At 34.4% G+C, this 18,928-nt stretch carries 20 protein-coding genes; 12 read left to right on the top strand and 8 right to left on the bottom strand.

The window, feature by feature from the left end:
• Nucleotides 1-4: 4 nt before the first annotated feature.
• Complete coding sequence (locus SPD89_RS12675; RefSeq protein WP_336262317.1) at nt 5-1,633, bottom strand: ABC transporter substrate-binding protein; 1,629 nt, start codon at nt 1,631-1,633, stop codon at nt 5-7.
• 711 nt (nt 1,634-2,344) lie between these two features.
• Here SPD89_RS12675 and SPD89_RS12670 point away from each other — a divergent pair.
• The 3 genes from SPD89_RS12670 (at nt 2,345) to SPD89_RS12660 (ending at nt 5,603) form a co-directional block, all read left to right on the top strand.
• Complete coding sequence (locus SPD89_RS12670) at nt 2,345-3,244, top strand: LysR family transcriptional regulator (RefSeq protein WP_336262316.1); 900 nt, start codon at nt 2,345-2,347, stop codon at nt 3,242-3,244.
• 543 nt (nt 3,245-3,787) lie between these two features.
• The gene (locus SPD89_RS12665) at nt 3,788-4,783 is read left to right on the top strand and encodes a virulence RhuM family protein (protein ID WP_336262315.1); all 996 of its coding nucleotides are present in this window, start codon (nt 3,788-3,790) and stop codon (nt 4,781-4,783) included.
• 577 nt (nt 4,784-5,360) lie between these two features.
• Nucleotides 5,361-5,603: a hypothetical protein gene (locus SPD89_RS12660; RefSeq protein ID WP_336262314.1), complete on the top strand. Its 243-nt coding sequence runs from the start codon at nt 5,361-5,363 to the stop codon at nt 5,601-5,603.
• 474 nt (nt 5,604-6,077) lie between these two features.
• Here SPD89_RS12660 and SPD89_RS12655 read toward each other — a convergent pair whose 3' ends face one another.
• Nucleotides 6,078-7,013, bottom strand: coding sequence for a hypothetical protein (locus SPD89_RS12655; protein WP_336262313.1), 936 nt, complete (start codon nt 7,011-7,013; stop codon nt 6,078-6,080).
• 235 nt (nt 7,014-7,248) lie between these two features.
• Between SPD89_RS12655 and SPD89_RS12650 the strand changes: the two genes are divergently transcribed.
• Complete coding sequence (locus SPD89_RS12650; protein ID WP_336262312.1) at nt 7,249-8,433, top strand: nucleoside hydrolase; 1,185 nt, start codon at nt 7,249-7,251, stop codon at nt 8,431-8,433.
• A 460-nt stretch (nt 8,434-8,893) separates the two neighbouring features.
• Here the strand turns inward: SPD89_RS12650 and SPD89_RS12645 are convergent, their stop codons facing one another.
• Nucleotides 8,894-9,136, bottom strand: coding sequence for a hypothetical protein (locus SPD89_RS12645; protein WP_336262311.1), 243 nt, complete (start codon nt 9,134-9,136; stop codon nt 8,894-8,896).
• On the opposite strand from SPD89_RS12645, the gene SPD89_RS12640 reads away from it, so the two are divergent.
• Nucleotides 9,110-9,454, top strand: coding sequence for a helix-turn-helix domain-containing protein (locus SPD89_RS12640; RefSeq protein ID WP_336262344.1), 345 nt, complete (start codon nt 9,110-9,112; stop codon nt 9,452-9,454). The two genes, SPD89_RS12645 and SPD89_RS12640, sit on opposite strands and share 27 nt — an antisense overlap.
• 235 nt (nt 9,455-9,689) lie before the next feature.
• On the top strand, nt 9,690-10,061 hold the full coding sequence (locus SPD89_RS12635; RefSeq protein WP_336262310.1) for a hypothetical protein: 372 nt from the start codon (nt 9,690-9,692) through the stop codon (nt 10,059-10,061).
• Nucleotides 10,062-10,204: 143 nt separating this feature from the next.
• On the opposite strand, the gene SPD89_RS12630 is transcribed toward SPD89_RS12635, so the two are convergent.
• Nucleotides 10,205-11,659, bottom strand: a complete 1,455-nt coding sequence (locus tag SPD89_RS12630) for an aminotransferase-like domain-containing protein (RefSeq protein ID WP_336262309.1) — start codon at nt 11,657-11,659, stop codon at nt 10,205-10,207.
• A 167-nt stretch (nt 11,660-11,826) separates the two neighbouring features.
• Here SPD89_RS12630 and SPD89_RS12625 point away from each other — a divergent pair, with 167 nt between their 5' ends.
• Nucleotides 11,827-12,441: a LysE/ArgO family amino acid transporter gene (locus SPD89_RS12625; RefSeq protein WP_336262308.1), complete on the top strand. Its 615-nt coding sequence runs from the start codon at nt 11,827-11,829 to the stop codon at nt 12,439-12,441.
• Between the two features lie 698 nt (nt 12,442-13,139).
• On the opposite strand, the gene SPD89_RS12620 is transcribed toward SPD89_RS12625, so the two are convergent.
• Both SPD89_RS12620 and SPD89_RS12615 read right to left on the bottom strand, forming a co-directional pair.
• On the bottom strand, nt 13,140-14,060 hold the full coding sequence (locus tag SPD89_RS12620) for a sensor histidine kinase (RefSeq protein ID WP_336262307.1): 921 nt from the start codon (nt 14,058-14,060) through the stop codon (nt 13,140-13,142).
• 28 nt (nt 14,061-14,088) lie between these two features.
• Nucleotides 14,089-14,805 carry a LytR/AlgR family response regulator transcription factor gene (locus SPD89_RS12615; protein ID WP_336262306.1) on the bottom strand — a complete coding sequence of 239 codons (717 nt, stop codon included), beginning with the start codon at nt 14,803-14,805 and terminating at the stop codon, nt 14,089-14,091.
• Nucleotides 14,806-15,333: 528 nt separating this feature from the next.
• Between SPD89_RS12615 and SPD89_RS12610 the strand changes: the two genes are divergently transcribed.
• The 5 genes from SPD89_RS12610 (at nt 15,334) to SPD89_RS12590 (ending at nt 17,717) form a co-directional block, all read left to right on the top strand.
• A complete protein-coding gene (locus SPD89_RS12610; RefSeq protein WP_336262305.1) occupies nt 15,334-16,071 on the top strand; it encodes an ABC transporter ATP-binding protein in 738 nt (245 codons plus the stop codon).
• Entirely contained in the window at nt 16,055-16,609 is a 555-nt protein-coding gene (locus SPD89_RS12605; protein ID WP_336262304.1) for a hypothetical protein, read from the top strand. The genes SPD89_RS12610 and SPD89_RS12605 overlap by 17 nt, the downstream gene beginning before the upstream one ends.
• A complete protein-coding gene (locus SPD89_RS12600; RefSeq protein WP_336262303.1) occupies nt 16,596-16,748 on the top strand; it encodes a hypothetical protein in 153 nt (50 codons plus the stop codon). The genes SPD89_RS12605 and SPD89_RS12600 overlap by 14 nt, the downstream gene beginning before the upstream one ends.
• Nucleotides 16,748-17,467 (top strand): ABC transporter permease, encoded by a 720-nt coding sequence (locus tag SPD89_RS12595; protein WP_336262302.1) that lies wholly within the window; start codon nt 16,748-16,750, stop codon nt 17,465-17,467. Before SPD89_RS12600 ends, SPD89_RS12595 begins: the two co-directional genes overlap by 1 nt.
• Nucleotides 17,468-17,585: 118 nt before the next feature.
• A complete protein-coding gene (locus SPD89_RS12590) occupies nt 17,586-17,717 on the top strand; it encodes a hypothetical protein (protein ID WP_336262301.1) in 132 nt (43 codons plus the stop codon).
• A gap of 1 nt (nt 17,718) precedes the next feature.
• On the opposite strand, the gene SPD89_RS12585 is transcribed toward SPD89_RS12590, so the two are convergent.
• Together SPD89_RS12585 and SPD89_RS12580 are read right to left on the bottom strand one after the other, a co-directional pair.
• Complete coding sequence (locus SPD89_RS12585) at nt 17,719-18,267, bottom strand: hypothetical protein (RefSeq protein WP_336262300.1); 549 nt, start codon at nt 18,265-18,267, stop codon at nt 17,719-17,721.
• A 17-nt stretch (nt 18,268-18,284) separates the two neighbouring features.
• Nucleotides 18,285-18,848, bottom strand: coding sequence for a hypothetical protein (locus SPD89_RS12580; RefSeq protein WP_336262299.1), 564 nt, complete (start codon nt 18,846-18,848; stop codon nt 18,285-18,287).
• Nucleotides 18,849-18,928 lie beyond the last annotated feature (80 nt).

Here is an 18,928-nt window from a genome sequence, read left to right as displayed (position 1 = left end):
TCTGTTAATCGCTTATCCAAACATCTTTAAAATACCCTCCCCCATACGAAGCATGCGGATAGATATTCTTTACATATGGTTGATATAGCGTCTGTATTTCTGGAGAAACTGTCACTGCCGTAACAACATTTTCAAGAATATAACGTTGAATCTCGTGAACTTTTTCTTTTCTCTCTTCGGGGTCAAGAATTCTACGTTGTTCATCCAACATTTCATCTAGCTTCGGATCACTAATTCCCGAAGTATTCCAAAACTGTCCCGTTTTATATTGCGAATATAACCATTCATCAGCCTCTTGATAATAATTATTAAACGTTACTACGATATCAAAATTACTGCTCGTCCATCCCTCAATAAACAAAGGGCCATCAGCCAATTGAATTTCTGCACGAATACCAATTTCTCTTAAATCCTCCGCTACCCATTCTGCAAAACTAGAAACTTGAGGACCAGTAGCTTCTGTACTTAAGATTGTTGTATCAAAGCCATCTGGATAGCCTGCTTCTGCTAATAATTCTTTTGCCCGCTCTGGATCATACGGTGACAAGTTCTCCAATTCTTCTAATGGCAGTGCCCAGTCACCTAATGTCGGATTTACCGGTCCACTCAATTCCCCACCGCCAAAAATATTCTCCACTGCACTCTTCCTATCTATCGCCATACTGACTGCTTGACGTACCCGAAGATCGTCAAACGGTTCATTTCCCACATTCATTAATGTTTGAATATGGGTAGCCATCAATGTTTTCCAAATTGTAACATCTGGATTTGAATCCACAACCGCTGTCAATTGACTTGGCATTAGTCGGTCAATGACTTCTGCTTCTCCAGTCCGAAATGCAGATATATGCGCTGCTTGATCAGGTACAATCAAAAACTCCACTTTATCAAGATAAGGTTTTCCTTCTTCAAAATAATTTGGATTTCGAGTAAAAACTCTTTTTACATTTAATTCCCATTCATCTAGCATAAACGGTCCCGTGCCAATAGCATTTGTTGCTAAATCAAATTCACCATCAATCCCTTCGCGTGGTAATATCCACATGAAATGATTGGCCAGATTATAGAGAAATGGGGCAAATGGTTCGCTTAATGTGAAGACAACCGTTTCATCATCAGGAGCTTCAACTTTTTCAACTGGTTCCAATAGGTCAACTTGATGCCCTGGTAACTCTATAATTCGATTCATTGTGGCAACAACATCGTCTGCAACAAGCTTGCGACCGTTAACTGGAGGGATATCATGAAAATAAGCTTCACGTAAATGGAAAGTATAAACTAAATGATCATCCGAAATCTCCCAATCCTTCGCTAAATCAGGAACGATATGATAATCGTCATAACTTGCATCCGGTCCAGTCTCATAGGTTAGAAGTTTATTGTATATAAATCCAGCTGGAAAATGCGTACCTATAGAGCTTCCTAAATGGGGGTCAAGCGTATCGATATCAGAGGCATTTAACATCGTATACGTTCCCCCATGTTTAGGTTCCGTTGATTCAGCTGCTTCCGAATCCGAAGATTGTTCTCCTCCTTCCCTCACTTTTTCCGTATCCTCTGAACATGCACCAAAAATCAGTAAAAAGATCATGAATAAACCTATAAACATCAACCTTTTCTCTTTAGTAAACATAGACCAACCTCCTAATGAGTAAAACCATGCTCTCTCCTGATAACGCTTTCTAACCTTTGTTCAAAATAGAGGAATAATCAACCTAAATTGCCAGCTTTACGATTCTGTGGTCTCGGATTACCACCCACCATTTTTTCCTTTCATACAAACTGCACGCTTCTTTTCCTTCGCCGACTGCAATTCTCGCCCCTTTCTATTAGATTTTCTTCACAGCTTTACTAAACTAGGTTGCAATAATTTTAAGATTAAAAGATTAGCCGTTCATAAACTGAATTTTTTATGCCGGATCTAATCCTAAGCTGTTTTTACTAGAAACAAATTTCTAATTCTCGTTGAATAACTAATTACTGTGATCACATCTATTTTTACTTTCAAAAATCTTCGTTCTTTTTCGTATATTTTCTTAGCAATATATTTGATAACGCTTTCATATTTCTTTAATATATTTAAAATATTTGCTAATTTCACTCTATTATGAATTTACTAAATAGTAAAGTTAGTATTTAATACATCATTGTAACCAAAATTGACAATAAGAAAATGTTTAAAGGCATAGCTAATACAATTTTGAATATTATTTAATATTAGTATATTCTATTCTTAGAAAGCGTAGAGGAGCGATGTTAGCATAGAAGAGACATTATTATGAATTACAAGCTTCCATTCATCTAGTAGAATATTATTTCTAAAACATGATAAAGGAGTTTTTCTATGAATATTGAGCAACTTGAATATGTTATCGAGGTAGCTAAGCAAGGAACAATCTCAAAAGCTGCTGAAAAATTGCATGTTTCGCACTCTGCTATTAGTCAATCATTATCAAGTTTAGAATCAGAACTTGGATTAATTATTTTTAAACGATCTCGTTCTGGAACAATCTGTACCGAGGAAGGAAAAAAGGTACTCGATTTAGCATATGAGGTTTATTATAAAGTACAAGAACTAAAAGAATTAGGATACAATAGCTCTTTAATGAAAGGTACCTTAAAAATTGCTGCCTCCTCCATTTTCTTTACAACCTTACTTCCGAAGATTCTCTATAAATTCAAACAAGTATACCCGAATGTACAGCTGATTATTAGCGAAGATTACGTAAATAATATTGAAAAAATTGTTAGAAACAACGAGATTGATATCGGTCTCACCTATATTAATTCCAAGGATATGGATAGTATTGACTCTTCATTAACCTATCGTTCTTTACTGGAAACGAGTTTTCAAGTTTGTGTTAGTAAAAATTCCGTCCTTACTCAGTATTCCAAACTCACTCCTAAAGAAGTAGTACAATACCCACTCGCGCTCCGAAATGAAAGTCCTGGGAGGAATTTTTGGGAAAGTTTACTTTCAAGAAGCGGGAAACCAAATATCTTTTTAATTTCCAATAACAATGAAGTACTAAAAAATGTGATTGCGAATAATCTTGCAATCGGCATTTACACCGATTTTTGGGTGAAACAAGATCCTCTAATAAAGAAGGGAGATATTGTTGCAATCCCATTTGAACTCGGAGAAAATTCTACACTATCTTTAATTTATCTACTTCCTAAAAATAAACATGTTTCAATTATTGAAAATGAATTTTTAAAATACCTGAAACAAGGATTTGGATGAAACATGGGGGACAGTAATTGCTTTTCATGCATTAAAGGTTAATTATTTTTGATTAGCTTTCAAAACTAAAATTAAATGTAAGTTCATTACTAGAATAATATAAGAGAGTAGGACACTCACTTACGTGGCTATCCCCTCATATAAACTGCACGTGCCCTATTAAGGCATACGGCTTTACCCGTGTTCCATGACGTCAAGTAGTTCTTACGGTACTAGCGTTTTTCATTTTGCGAAGTCTCCATTCATTATAATAGACTTCGCCTTTTTCTCTTGCACGTTCCATAGCTCGTTTTAATTTCTTTTGATCTTTGGCATTCATATATAAATAGCGGTAAAACAAAGGGTGGAAATTGAGTTAAGTAAAACTGTATAGAACAAATTTAATAATAAATTGGATTGCTCCTTTAAAGGGTTTGGGGGTTACTTTTTCATACAAAGATAAAAGTCATCATTAATAGGAATAAATGTTCTCATTTTTATTTAGTATCTAGTCTTAAAATGTTATAATAGTACATAGATGAAGTAGATAAGGGAGTGAAGAGGATGCAAAATGAAACGGATATTTTAATCTATCAGACAGAGGACGGAAATACCAAAATAGATGTTAGATTAGAAAATGAAACAGTTTGGATGACTCAAAAGGCGATTGCAGAGTTATATCAAACCTCACCACAAAATATTACACTTCATATTAAAAAGATATACGAAGAAGCAGAATTACGAGAAGAATCAACTTGTAAGTATTACTTACAAGTTCAAAATGAAGGCGTAAGAAAGGTAGAAAGAAAAACAAAACACTACAACCTCCAAATGATTATCGCAATAGGTTATCGTGTCCGTTCTCATCGAGGTACACAATTTCGCCAGTGGGCAACTGAACGATTAAATGAATATCTTGTCAAAGGTTTTACAATGGATGATGATCGTTTGAAAGAAATGCATAATTTCGGGCAGGATTATTTCGATGAATTACTAGAACGAATTCGTGACATTCGTGCTTCAGAGAAAAGATTCTATCAAAAGATTACAGACATTTATGCTACCTCTGTAGATTATGACCCTAAAGCAGAGATTACACAAGAATTCTTTGCAACGGTACAAAATAAATTGCACTTTGCCATTCATGGTCAAACGGCAGCCGAACTCATAGCAGAAAGAGCAAATGCAGAGAAAGAAAACATGGGACTTACTTCTTGGAAAGGTGATAAAGTACGTAAGCGAGATGTGACAGTAGCTAAAAATTACTTATCTGAAAAGGAGTTAAAGTCACTAAATCGAATTGTTACGATGTATTTGGATTATGCTGAGGATCAGGCTGAAAGGCAACGTCCAATGTATATGAAGGATTGGATTGCTAGATTAAATGCTTTTCTGCAATTCAATGATCGTGATATTCTTGAAAATGCTGGGAAGGTCTCAAAAGCCGTTGCAGATGAGATTGCGATTCAAGAATACAAAAGGTTTAATCAACATCGAATTGCTCAAAACACTTCCGATGATTTTGATCAATTTATTGAGAACAATAATCTAAAAAAGTGATGAAATAAGATAGCCTACCGGAGACTATTATGGTCTCCTTTTATATTAAATGGGGTCTGAGTGTGAACATAAATATTACAAGTGAATTAAGCAGAACCGTATCATAAGTGAGGGTAAACAATAAAATGGAATGTACATTAAAGCACATACAATCAGGGATATTGACATTGTAAAAATTGCTACTTACATAAACGAAAGTTTTTTTCATAATTAACTCCTCCAATAATTATTTTTTAAAAACTCTATATAGATTAATTCTGTATTTAATAGGCATTCCTCTTGTTAAATGTTAAAATTTAGTAAATGTAATTTGAAAAGGAGGTTTTAATTGTCTGTTGGTTGCACCAATTATATTAGTTTGTAGTGTTCTGTTAATTGGATTTAAGACATCTTACCGAAGAAGACCTTGAATGGTACGATATAATTATGACAAGATTAAATAGATGATTTCTCAGGTGATCGGGAGACTGTATACGAGATCGCTGAAGAATACGGAGAAGATCCTGAAGAGCTGTGGTTTAATTGGTTAGAGATTGTTGACGCAAAATGGTACGGTGATTATGGGAATTATGCTATTTTGTCAGAGGATTATCATAAATTAACTAGTGAAATTTTTGAAAAAAACATCGTAGGAGAAAATATAGAACATATTAGCGGTGAGTATGAATTTGATGGGGAAAAATTAACCACATCTGAATATCGCGAGGTATTAGTAGATGGAGAAACTTACAAAATTGCTTACATAATTGAACACAGAGATGATTTTAAAATTGCTGAAATAATTGAGTTTAGAGTTAACGGGGAAAAGATAGATTTATAGATGTATTATGTTTAGTTACGTTCCTCGTAACTATTTTTATGCTGTCAAAAACCTCCTTTAGACAGCGTGCGGAGCACCATATCATAAGCAAAAGAGGTTTTAGAGGTTATTTTAGTATAAAAGTAAAGTTAAAGTAGACTAGGTAAAGCTGCTCGCTCTACTTTAACTTTACAATCAAAGAAGTACATATCAAATATCTATACAAATGAACACATCACATTCCATTTTATAATATTCCGTTAATGAACTAATATAAGCATAAATAGATTGTGCACTGAGATTCGTCTCAAGATAGAATGCTCTATTGATGTACCTTCAATCTCTATTACTTCTTTATGTGTTTGTATTTCTATTTGGCTTAGCACTAATTTAACAAATCGATGATTACGCCTATACATGTCTTCATGTAAAACACTTTCTTTTTACTTCACTTCTTGGAAATAAAGCACTACCCGTTCTACTATAACACTTATTCTATTCACCATAAGTTTTTGTCATACTATCTATAACATCTAACACGGCATCCTTTTCCTCTACTTCTTCTTCGTCATAGTTGCCCGAGATTTTATATTTATATCCATCTTCTTCCCAAAACCACTCTACGTAATATCCATCATCTATCATCTCTACTGTTTTGCCCTTTTCTGTTTTTACTGTTTCCACTTCATCATCTTTTTCAAAGTCATTCTTACTTACATACATATGTATATAATCATGTTCCCCTTCAGGATTATAATATACTACCCCGATGGAAATTTCCTCATCTTTTATAAATGCGAATTCCGATACTTCATAATCCGTTCCTTTATTATCATAATATTTAATGTTTTCATAATCTACCCCGATGGATTCCTTTAGTTCCTCTTCTGTTATACTTTCATCCCTAAAAGACAAACCATCTAAAATTTTCTTACCTTCCTCAATCTCTATCTCACCTAAATTTATTTCTATCCCATATTCATCTGAATCATTTATATTTTGAATATAAATCATATTACTATAATCATCAATCCCTATCTTACCTAATAAACCATTACTTAACTCATAATCTTCTTCCAATACGTTTTCTAATTCACTTAGTGAATCGGCAACTCTAGTAATGACTTCAATGTCCTCCTCGTTTCCCTCGATGAATGACTCCTGGCGATATTCATCAAAGAAATCTATCGATAAATAATACCCCCCCTCTTTAAGTAGCCTATCATTATTCTTATTTGACTCCTGCAAAATACGCTCTACTAAATCTTTTTCAGTTACTTCATCCTCTTCTTCATCAATTGAACCTTCTTTTGAATCATTACTAGTGTTAACTTCGTCACTTTCAATCTTATCATCATTCGAACACCCTACTACAACAGTCAAAAGCAAAACAAAAAACATTACTAAACTAAGCCTACTAATTTTCTCCAACATTTTTTCCTCCTAAGATTAACATGTGCGCACATTAAGCCAAACATTACTAAATCACCTATCCAATTACTTTTAGGTTAGTCGTATAGTATTTTACCATAAGTTTCAAAAAAATAAGACATTCTACACTATTCAGCGTTTCACAAGTCTGCAATATAAAAGTACATAATCATACAATCATTTTAGACGAGCCTACCGCCGACAGGACAGAGAATCGATCGAGCGTCTTGGCAATATGATTAAGGATTTATCCAAACAAAATAAAACTGTTATTACCATTACACATGATATGGAATTCGTTGTGCGAGAGTTTAATCGGGTGATTGTTTTTGCAGATAAACAAAAAAGAAGAGATGCATCTCCTATGGAAATATTTTGGGATGAGCAGCTTTTAACTTTTAGTCATTTAAAACAGCCTTATATTTGTCAATTGGCTACCATTTTAGGTCATAAAGACGGGTTAACGATAGAAGATTTATTAGAAGAGAAAGAGGAAAAAATGAAGCATATAATAATTGATTGTGACCCAGGGCATGATGATACTTTAGCCATCTTAACTGCTATAGCTCATGCGGAAAAATTACGTGTTTTAGGCATTACGACGATCGGTGGAAATCAAACGTTAGAGAAAGTAACAACGAATGCAAAAAATATTTTGGAATTTGTTCAGGCTGAAATTCCATTAGCAACAGGACAAAAAGGCTCTTTAACAAAGGAACTTCGCATTGCTCCTGAGGCACATGGGGATAGCGGAATGGATGGTCCTTATTTTAATGGAGAACACTATCCCATTGCTTCAGATAACGCCGTGTTATTTATGTATGAAAAAATTATGGCATGCACACAAAAGGTCATTCTTGTAGGTTTGGGCTCTTTAACCAATATAGCATTATTAATTAAAGTATTTCCCGAGATTCGCAATAAAATAGAATATATTAATATCATCGGCGGCGGACTTGGCCATGGTAATACCACCGCTCTTGATGAATTTAATATTTACGTTGATCCCGGGGCGGCAGAAATTGTTTTCAATTCCGATATTCCTGTTGTGATGTCGGGACTAGATGTAACAGAACAAGCTGAGATTACAGTCGCTGAAATTAATGGTTTGAAAAATAAAGGCCGTGTTAGTCATTTAGCATATGAACTGCTTCATTTTTATAATCATTCTGGAAGACAATTTGGATTCATCAACAGTCCGATTCACGACTTATGCGCAATCGCTTATCTGATTGATCCTGGGATGTTTTCCGGAACTTCCTATCATGTAGATGTCATTACGGAAGGAAAAGCGAGAGGCTTAACGTATGCAGATAAACGACTGGCAGCGGTGGAGAAGCAAAACACATTCGTATTGGTAGAGATATTATACAATGAATACTCTATGTTAAGTTTAACTCTTCTTTTTATCTTTTTTTGAGGTGAATAGTATAAGAAGTTTATCTCCATTTTTAATATTAATTGCAGTGATAGCATGGAACTGTATCAGTCTTCGTTTTTTCTGCTGTGTCTATGACAGGAGTGGTAAGAGAGAAGTTCTTATCAGACTTGAATCTCACTGAATGGATAATAGACATTTTTCTGTTTAGAATTTATCTACTAACATTTGAAAATTGTGGATAAAGGAATACGAATTTCTTATCATAAAGGAGAAAATTTATCTTTAGCAAAACTAATAAGATCGTTCATTCAAGAAACAATTCCCCGAGTTGAATACAAGATTTGAAACCGAACACCAAAATAAGTGAAAAAGTAAGCACACTTTATTCATTAAGATAGATATATTTCCTTGTTATTTTATGTAAAGTTACAGGAATAAGGGTGCTTACATAAAGATACCTTCTCCATCTAATTATAATAACATTTGCAAAATCTTCTTTTTACTCACTGTGTTCAAAAACTATCCCCTCTAACCGAATTATATCTTCCATTATGCCTTCCTGTTCATAATCTAATAATCTAATAATCTTTATTAACTCGGGAAATGCGTCATCTACCGTATATTGCCTATCCGAAGACAAGTTATATGTAACACTAAGCAGTAACCGTTCCATTTCTGCAAAATTTATTTTACGACTTAACTGGTCTATTAATAAATCTTTCGGTGTCTTTTCCGGTTTCAAATTTTCATCCCTCCTCATCTCATACGCATAAGCGTAAAACATTTAATCCATTATAATATACGCTTAAACGTAAAGTCAACAACTAGGGAGAGATTTGAAATAAAAAAAGTAAAATTACAACTCAACCAATTACTACACCGTCATAATATGACACTTACTCAACTTCATGTTAAAACAGGAATTCGACTAGCTGCTTTAAGTGAATTAGCAAACGGCAAAAGACAACGAATCCAATTTGAACATTTAGATAAAATCGTTGATGCACTTGATATTAAAGATATGAACGATTTATTTCGTATTGAAAATGATGAAGATTAAATCTACTGGATCCTCCAAACTCAAGAGATGTTAACCCTAATTCAGATTACTAAAAATGATGAGCGATATGATATAAGCAGCGCAACAACATGGGAACATATCCAAAGATAATGTAAAATGATTCTTTGAATCAAATGAAAACTGAAGCTTTAAACGAACATAAGACAAACTTTTCTAATCTCGATGACCAAGGTATAAGAATAACTTAAAAATGATAATTAGTAAGGTGAAAACAATGAAAAAAAATGAATTTAAGGATGAAATATTTAAACTATTAGATAGCAAGGTTGAAGAATTAGACCTAAATGAGAAATTAAAGTTAGTTAGAGCGTATTTAATTGAAAAGGAAAAAGATGCAGAGTATGATGATTCGAACAAAGGAAAAGAATGGTCTGATGATGAGTTACGAATTGTTTTATCTTTCTCTCCCACCAATGCTAATTGCTTATTTTTAGCCAAAGCATTTAAACGTGGCTATGGAAGCATTGAACAAATTTTCAGGTGGGCATCTACTAGTGATAAAGTTATCAACGACAAAGGAAGAACAAATGATAAATTTATACAACAAATAAAGCGTATTGCAAGGGAAATTGGCTGGAGAGTTTAAAAACCTCATTTAGATACTACAGTGAACTGGATCACAAATAGTGATAAAAAAAATGAAGTTGTTATAGATAAAGAGTTTTTAAACACACTTTAATAAAATAAGGGATACCGTAAATAATATTTACGGTATCCCTTATTAGAAATTCAATTAATAGAAGATTTTTTAATAAGTTGTGATAAAGTAATCAGCCCTTTTTCTAGTTGCTCAATGGAAGCATAGGCATAGGATATGCGAAGATGCTGATTATTGTTTTTTTCATACACACTTCCCGGATTTAATAAAATTCCTTCTCGGAGGGCTAAATCAAATAGTTTTCCAGTTGATACCCCTGATTGAATTTTAAGCCAAATGTAAAATCCGCCTTTTGGCTCGATCCAAGTTGCGATTTCATTAAAATATTTTTTAAGAACTTGAATGGTAAAATCCCTTCTAAAACGTAACTCTACCTTTATTACCTTTAAGAAATCCTTATACATATCACTAGAAAGCCATTTGTCTACAGCATATTGTGATATGGAACTGGACCCATAATCTGTTTGCATTTTTATATCTGCCAAACGTTCAATGACAGGCTCAGGTCCTACAACCCATCCAATTCGTAAACCGGGACTTAATGTTTTGGAAACACTTCCTATATACAAGACGTTCCCTTGTGTGTCACTGGCTTTTAAAGGATTTGGCGGTGGATTATCGAGCCATAAATCACCGTATACATCGTCCTCGATAATAGGTATGGATTCCTTCTGACATACCTTGAGTAATTCCACTCTTCTACTCTTAGACATTAAAATGCCTGTTGGATTGTGAAAGTTAGGTATCGTATAGAGTAAAGCCGCATTATGCTGCCGCTTCATTCGTCCTATTGAATCACAGTTAATCCCATCACCGTCTAATGAAATCCCTAATAAATTCATTCCAGCCGATTGGAATACGTGTACAGAATTCAAATAGGAAGGTGTTTCATGAAGAATAGTTGATCCTCTTTTTAATAGTCCAATCGATATTAATTGCAATGCTTGAAGCCCTCCAGAAACAATTAAAATTGATTCAGGTGATGCTTCAATTCCTTTTGATTTTAAATGGGTACTAATGGTTTTTCTTAAAGATAAACTTCCTCTAGACTCCATATAACCAAGTGATAAAAGCTGTTCATGATCTATGTGTAGTATTTCTCGCATTTTACCCATTGGTAACAAATTAGGTGAAAGTTCACCAGTTCCAAGCCGAATAATATTAAGGTCTGCTTCTGCCTTATTTATTTCTTGGATTAACGATATGTTTGGTTTATGAATACCTGCTTTTACATAATTAATCCAATCTGGCGGAGGGGTTGAAGTTAGAAGGCTCCATGTATTATTAATTACTCTTGTCCCGCTCCCAACCTTAGATTCAATTAGTCCATCTGCTACCAGTTCTTCCAGTGCAAATACAATGGTACTGCGATTTACTTGAAATAGACTTGCCAAACTTCTTTGTGAAGGTATTTTAGTACCGATTGTCCATTCACCAGTCATTATTTTCTTTTTTATATAAGTAGATATTTGTTGATGCAAAGGAATGGATGAATGTTTTATTGGTTTCCATTTTATTTCAGGCATGTTATCTTCATTCCTTTCTTTTTATCTGCATTGAACTGGTAGTGATATCTCACTGTTTAAGTTATATCTATTATAACAAAGTGGTTGGTTTTATTACCATCCAATTGGTTGGAGACATTTTCTTATTCCTACGCTATTCTAAATAAAGTAGAATAGGAGGAAGCAAAATGGGAGCATTATTTCATGGCGTGATATTAGCATTTGGTTTAATTTTGCCTTTAGGAGTTCAAAATGTTTTTGTATTTAATCAAGGAGGGACGCATAAAAAATTCAGGAATGCAATGCCTGTCATTATAACGGCAGGAGTTTGTGATACAATAATGATCATTTTGGCTGTGACTGGGGTATCCATGGCTGTTTTAAATTTCGAATGGTTAAGGATCTTGTTATTTATCATTGGGTTCTTTTTCTTAGCCTATATGGGGTGGGTGATGTGGAAAAGCACACCAAATGCAAGTATGAATCAAGAACAGACTCATTTTTCTGCACGTCGTCAGGTTACATTTGCTGCTTCTGTGTCATTGTTCAATCCTCATGCAATAATGGATATAATTGGAGTTATTGGAACTAGTTCATTGACTTATGAGGGATATGAAAAATGGATATTTACTACTGCTTGTATAGTGGTTTCTTGGCTCTGGTTTTTCTCCTTGGCCATCGTAGGAAGAAGAGTTGGCCAAATTGATAAGAATGGGAGTCTCCTAAAACTTATGAACCAAGTTTCTGCAATTATTATATGGGTTATGGCTATTTATATGGGATATCAACTCTACTTACTTTAAACTAACATTTACCTTTGGGGTCAATTAACATAAAAATAAAACTGTACAGTATCAAAAATAGTGTAAAATAAAAGATAGAAGTTGTTTTTGACAAAGATACGTTATCTTAATGTTGGCCCCGAATATTGACTCAATAATTAATCATGTTGCAATTTATAGTAGATAAATAAAAAGGATATGCTTGTGTAAGTAGTTTGGTTTTTTTGTGATAATGAGGTCTCGACGAATATTTATTTATAGTTGAGTAGAAATAAAGGACGAGAAACTGTGGTTGTGTTTCTTATTATTTTAATATATTTTGAGGTCTTGTGAAGAATTATACTTAAATGATCGGGGGAGGATTGTGAAAGAGTCCGAAATTGTTGAATTTGATTGGAGGTATATGTTTGAAAAGAGTATCATCTCTGATTTTACTTGTTGTTATTTTGGGAGGATAATGTGTGCAGAATAATCTTTACTCACACTTTTGATGATGATTCATGAGCAGTTCATACCGCGGCAGGGTGGCATAGATGTCTGGATGTACTTGTCCAATCGTCAATGGGGGACCAATAACGTGGAATGATAACTCAGTTGAACTTCGTAAATACTATAGCGAGGCATTTAATATGTAACGTATAAAAATGAAAGGGTGCATATCTTCCAAGGATTCGCACCTTTCGTTATTGAGGTTAAAATAGGATACCCACCAACCCTTCCTACTCCTCTTCCCCATACACATCCAACAAAAGTATACTCACAACATACCGATTATCTTCGAACCATTGATTATAAATTCCACCATGCTCTTCAACGATTCGTTTCACATTTTTTATTCCGATTCCCTCGGTTTGTCGATGCTTTCGCGTATGAAGCTCCTCCCTATCAAATAGATTTGAAATTTCAATAAGCAGGTTATGATCAAATTGCTTGATGAGGAGTGAAATCTCTTTTTCTTTAAAATGAGACAAACGTAAGACCGCTTCTAACGAATTATCGATTAAATTTCCTAGTATCACTGCCAAAATGTCCGTATCCAAATGAAGCTTTTCTGAGAGGAAAGATTGAACGCTTAACGTTACTCCATTGCTTTTAGCAGTCGATACTTTTTCATTCAGAAAATAATTTAAGACAAAGTTATTTGTAAAAAAATAATCACTGTCTTCGATTTTCTGGATGGAATCTTGAAGATATGATTTAGCTCCAGTAATATCGTGTTGACTTAACATCCCAAGTAGAACGACGTATTGATTTTTTAGGTCGTGCTTTATGGAATAGAGTTTAGATTGTGAATCCTTCAGTTGTTGGAAGTATTTCAATTCGGCTTCCAATACTTTCTTTTGTGTTGTCGTTTTTTCAAGTTGTTTATAATAATTTCCAAGGGTTATATAAAGATATAGGATGCAAAGATTCATATAAATAATAAATGCAGCTATCCATATAAAAATAAAATTTGGGTTATTCACCACTTGAATTTCCGACACGACAGCAGTACTTAACAGAAATACCGAAATCAATGGTATAGAAAATATGACCATGACGAAAAAAACATGGATAGGTAACTTTAATTTAAATTTTTGAAGAAGGGTAATGATCAAAATAACTACTACCATTAGTATGAGAATTAGTATGAAAGCCATATCTTTCCCTCCAGCCACTCATATCCATTCAATAGATGAAGTCTCGTAACTTCATCAAAATTTGTTTCTTTGCATGATCTTTAAATTTCCGGCTTATTGGTATGTCAACAGTTTGTTTATCGTTTACTTTCATCGTAACGGTATTATTTCTAACTTGTTTTATATATCTAACATTAACAACAAACGAGGTGTGAACCTGTACAAAGTTATCATTCACTTTGGATAAAAGGGCTTTGGTGTGAAGAATCGTTTCATATGTATCAGAAGGTGTATGAATAAATACTTTCCGTTTATTTTTTTCAAAGTAAATAATGTCACTAAAAGGAAGGCTGTAAAAAACTTTGTTAAATGTAAACGTAAATTTCGACTCATTTAAATCTAAATATTTGATTACGCGATTCAAGGCAGCATGTAATTTACTTTTTGTTACTGGCTTTAAAATATAATCAAACGTGTTCACTTTAAAAGATTTTTCCATATATTCTTTGAAATTTGTAATAAAGATAATCGGAGAAGTATAGTTATTTCCCCTAATGGCCTCGGCAATCTCTAAACCTGATAGATTGGGAAACTCCATATCTAAAATAAACATATCATATGTATTTTCCTCTAGGAATTCAATTAATCGAAGAGGATTATGGAATATATCCATTTCAAATAAGGAGGAGTCATACTTTAACAATAACTCTTCAATTTCTTTTGCGATTATAGGAACATCATCACAAATAGCAACTTTTATTACCATTGTTTCACTCCTTTAGACCATCGTAAATGAGTGTCTTTTACAAAAAAATTTGTATAGCAGTCATGGAGTTGATCAAAGGTGATTATTTCTGCATGAAGACACACTAGCATTCTAATTAAATAAAACCTCTTAAAAACAAAAGGTAATTTCTACTATGTAGCATATCCTACACTTTTCCTCGAAAATAGCTTTCAAGGAATTAATGTTTAGTATAAAAGTTCCTTTACCCTACTTATTAGACTAGAACAATTATAATATGTCAATTGTTACATCTAACTTACGTATTTTTACACAAGGGAAAAGTTCCTGAAAATTTGCGTTATTATTAACGCAAATAGAAATATTAATTTCTATTTTGATTCAAATAATACATAGGTAGAGGTGGGGAATGAAATGGAAAACGTTGTGTACTCCAAAGCCATTTGCTAAGACTTCCAATTTTTGAATTTGATAACTAAGTATAGATGACTGAAGGTTTTTAATAATTGGTTACCTAATCTAATCTTATCTAGGAGGGAGATTTATATAGTGACGAATCAGCCAAAAAACATAGTTATCTCACATGTACATAAGCGACACGGAAACAAAGAGATTTTAAAAGATGTGTCCTTTGAAGCGAAACAAGGGAGAATCACTGCTTTTCTCGGGCCAAATGGTGCAGGAAAAAGTTCAACACTCCGTATTTTGTTAGGACTGGATCGTTCAACAGGCACGGCAACTTTTGGTGGAAGAAAATATGTAACATTTGATACGCCATTGAAAGTGGTTGGAGCAGCATTTGACGGGATAGGCGGCAATCTTTCGAGAAAGGTAAAAACCCATCTGAAAATCATCGCACAAAGTAACGGCATTCCTAACAGTCGTGTAGCAGAAGTATTGAAAATCGTCGGGTTACCGGATAAAGTTAATGCGAGGCTCGGAACGTTATCCTTGGGTGAGGGGCAGCGGCTTGGGCTGGCAGCAGCACTGTTGGGTAACCCACAATATCTCGTCCTCGATGAACCGACAAATGGACTGGATCCAACAGGAATTCGCTGGTTTCGAAAGTTTATTCGTCAGCAAGCGGACTTGGGAAAGACCGTTTTGCTGTCGTCCCATCTTCTTTCGGAAGTGGAAGCTGTAGCAGATGATGTCGTAATTATTGATCATGGAAAAATCATCGCAACGGGTGAGCTTCATCAGGTGATGAAGAATCTGGAATCATTGGAAGACGTGTTCTTTTCGCTTACAGAAGAAGGTGAGGCAATAGATGAAAACTTTCTCTAGAACCGTGCGATTTGAATTAATTAAGATTACTTCAAGTAGAGTGTGGTGGGTCATTTGTACATTAGTTGTTGCTGTTCAACCTTTTCTAGCATATATCTTAGCCAAAAGTTATGCTCAGATGGGGTTAGACGCAACACCAGAAACGCATCCGGGATTAGCAGAAGCGTTACCACCTCTCGATTATATTGGATTGGAATCCATATTATTTGGGTTATTACCGATGGTTGTCTTTGGAGGAATCATCGGGGCAAGTGAATTTAAACATCATGAATTACGTACGACATTACTCTGTCAAAGTAGTCATATCCAGGTTTTTGGTGGGAAAGTAATCGCGCTATTGGTATGTACGACGCTCCTATCATTGATAACCATTTGGGCTACGATTTCGATTACACATGTTGGCTTGGGAGAAGAGGGATTACATCCATTATATCTCAGTACGATAGCCTGGCAGTATATTTTCTTTGCAGCGCTCAATCGGAAACTATTTAGCCCAAAGATGGGAATGGGCGGAGTATCTCCCAGTGGCAGCGGGTAATCTTCTCTTTGCCACACCAACAGACCCGTTTGAACATGACCCACTAAAGGGCGGAATGATCCTGCTGATTTGGGTGATGGTAGCTTTAGGAACATCTTATTTCACTTTTGTTCGTAGTGATGTAGGGGGGAAATATTAATGTACGCTGTCCTCCGTAGTGAGAAAACGAAATTCTTTTCCTTTGGCTGGTGCATGTTAGGGATCATTGGAGCGAATCTCGTTCCCGTACTTTTCTTATTGACATCCAGCACACCGATAACAGAGGGAGAGGAGGGAATGCTTTCTCTGATCTTGCAATCCCTCTATTTAGGCCAACTAGGAGTGATTGTTGCCAGCGCAAGTTATTTCGGACAAGAATATTCACAATCTGTCTTACGAACAACCCTTCTTACCCAACCATACAGAGTAAAATTATTATTTACGAAATTCGTGAATATTACTGTAATTATAGTTCTTACAGGAATCGTTTCGAGTCTGCTTGGTTTAATTGTTTTATTCTTGCAACATGACTTGGAATGGACAAATTCTTTCGGATTACGGTTACTTGAAAGTGTCTCTCTTGCCACGGTTAGTTGGATCCTATTAGCTTGGATTACCTCAGCATTATCGATTATCACCAAATCGCTGATCACACCGATTGCGATCATGCTCCCGCTTATTTTGGGACTAAGCCAAATGTTGTTACAAGTTTTTCAGTTAGCAAAGTATTTACCTACGCTTGCTGTGATGAATATTTATACCGTAGCTTCAGTGGGAATTTATTTGGATGAGTGGTTGGGTCTAGGGGTTCAGCTTTTGTGGGCGGTGGTGTTGGTCGGGATTGCTAGTTGGTTGTTTGCGTGGCGGGGCGTGCGTTGAGTTGGAATGAGGGGATTAGTCAAATAAAGGGCGAGAAACTGCGGTAGGGTTTCTTGTCCTTTTTTTTGTGAGCGAATTAGGGTCAGATGCGAGCGGATTATAGGGGGCTGTGAGCGAATTGGAGCCTATCTCGAACGATTCAGGGGTTCATGAGCGGGGAAGTTTAGTGGCGGTACAAAATATGGATGCTCCTTTAAAAAGAATATTAAGAGATGGGCTACTGCAAATAAATGCTAGAAGCCCATTTTAATTTAATTGTTTGTTGGCTTTATCCCACACATTTTGAGAATGAAAACGATCGCCAGTGGAATAACAGTCATATTTTTTAAAAAGAATAGGTAGGCATTATATGATTCTTTATACCCAAATGATTTGAAACCTAGTATTTCTATCATTGGGGTTAAAGATCCGCTAACGATAATTTTAATGAGTAAGTTTCCTAATCCAAATAAAAGCACAATAAAAACGATAATTTGGGCGGTAAAATGGTACGGCCAATTTCTTTTAAAATGTAATGAGCATTGTTTTCCAAGACGATTCCAGTATTCTTTGTCCCCGATGTTTTTAATAGATTGCTTAGACATCATGCAAATCATCACTAAAATCAAAAGAAGTCTTGTCAATTCAACAATAACTTCTAACCAAATGGGTGATTGATCGTTCAACATTTGAAATGCACGAATTAAAGAAGGAATAAGCGCAATCAATATGAGGGATAAATGGCTATAGAAAAATACGATGGATGCTAGCAATGTTTTTAGGCCACTTTTTCCAAACTGCAAAATCTCAGAACTTTTCATCATATCATCCTTTACAATTAGATAATTTTTAAAATGCTTAACAGGTAAATGACACTGACAGGAATAAGGAATAAATTTTTAATACCTATAACAATTACTTGATGAATTAAATCAGTATTTGTTTCATTGTCATACATTTTTTTGAGTACGATTGCTATCCATTTTTTTCTGATGACTGTATATATTAGAAGATTGTAAATTCCAAATATGAGGCCATACCCCACAAAATCCCAAAATAATTGCTCAAGATGAATATGATGTAAGTTCTGGAAGATATGATTCCAATTATTTTCGGAGAATAAACTTCTTACTGGAATATCGTTGCTAATGAATATGATTAAGGAATATTGTATGATTCTAAATAACCATACTAGTATTTCATAAAATGTGTTAAATTTAGTTTTACCCTTAGTTAGAACTTGATAGCAACGCATAATCGTAATTGGTATAGAAAGAAGAAAAATCACAATAAAAGTAAAGTAAAATTCATTAGACCTAATAAATACTTTAAACCCATCCATAAGCGGAAACAAAATACTGTAGTAAAAGATATTAATCAAATCTTCAAACATAATTGTCATCTTCCTTATTCATAGTATATAATTTTATTAATACTCAATTATAAAGTATCTCTAAAATTGGTTATCTCTAAATTAGAGTT

The organism is Pseudogracilibacillus sp. SO30301A (assembly GCF_037072025.1).
Taxonomy (GTDB): domain Bacteria; phylum Bacillota; class Bacilli; order Bacillales; family Amphibacillaceae; genus Pseudogracilibacillus.
Note: the sequence above shows the minus strand (reverse complement) of the source record. Positions and strands in the feature narration are given on the sequence as shown.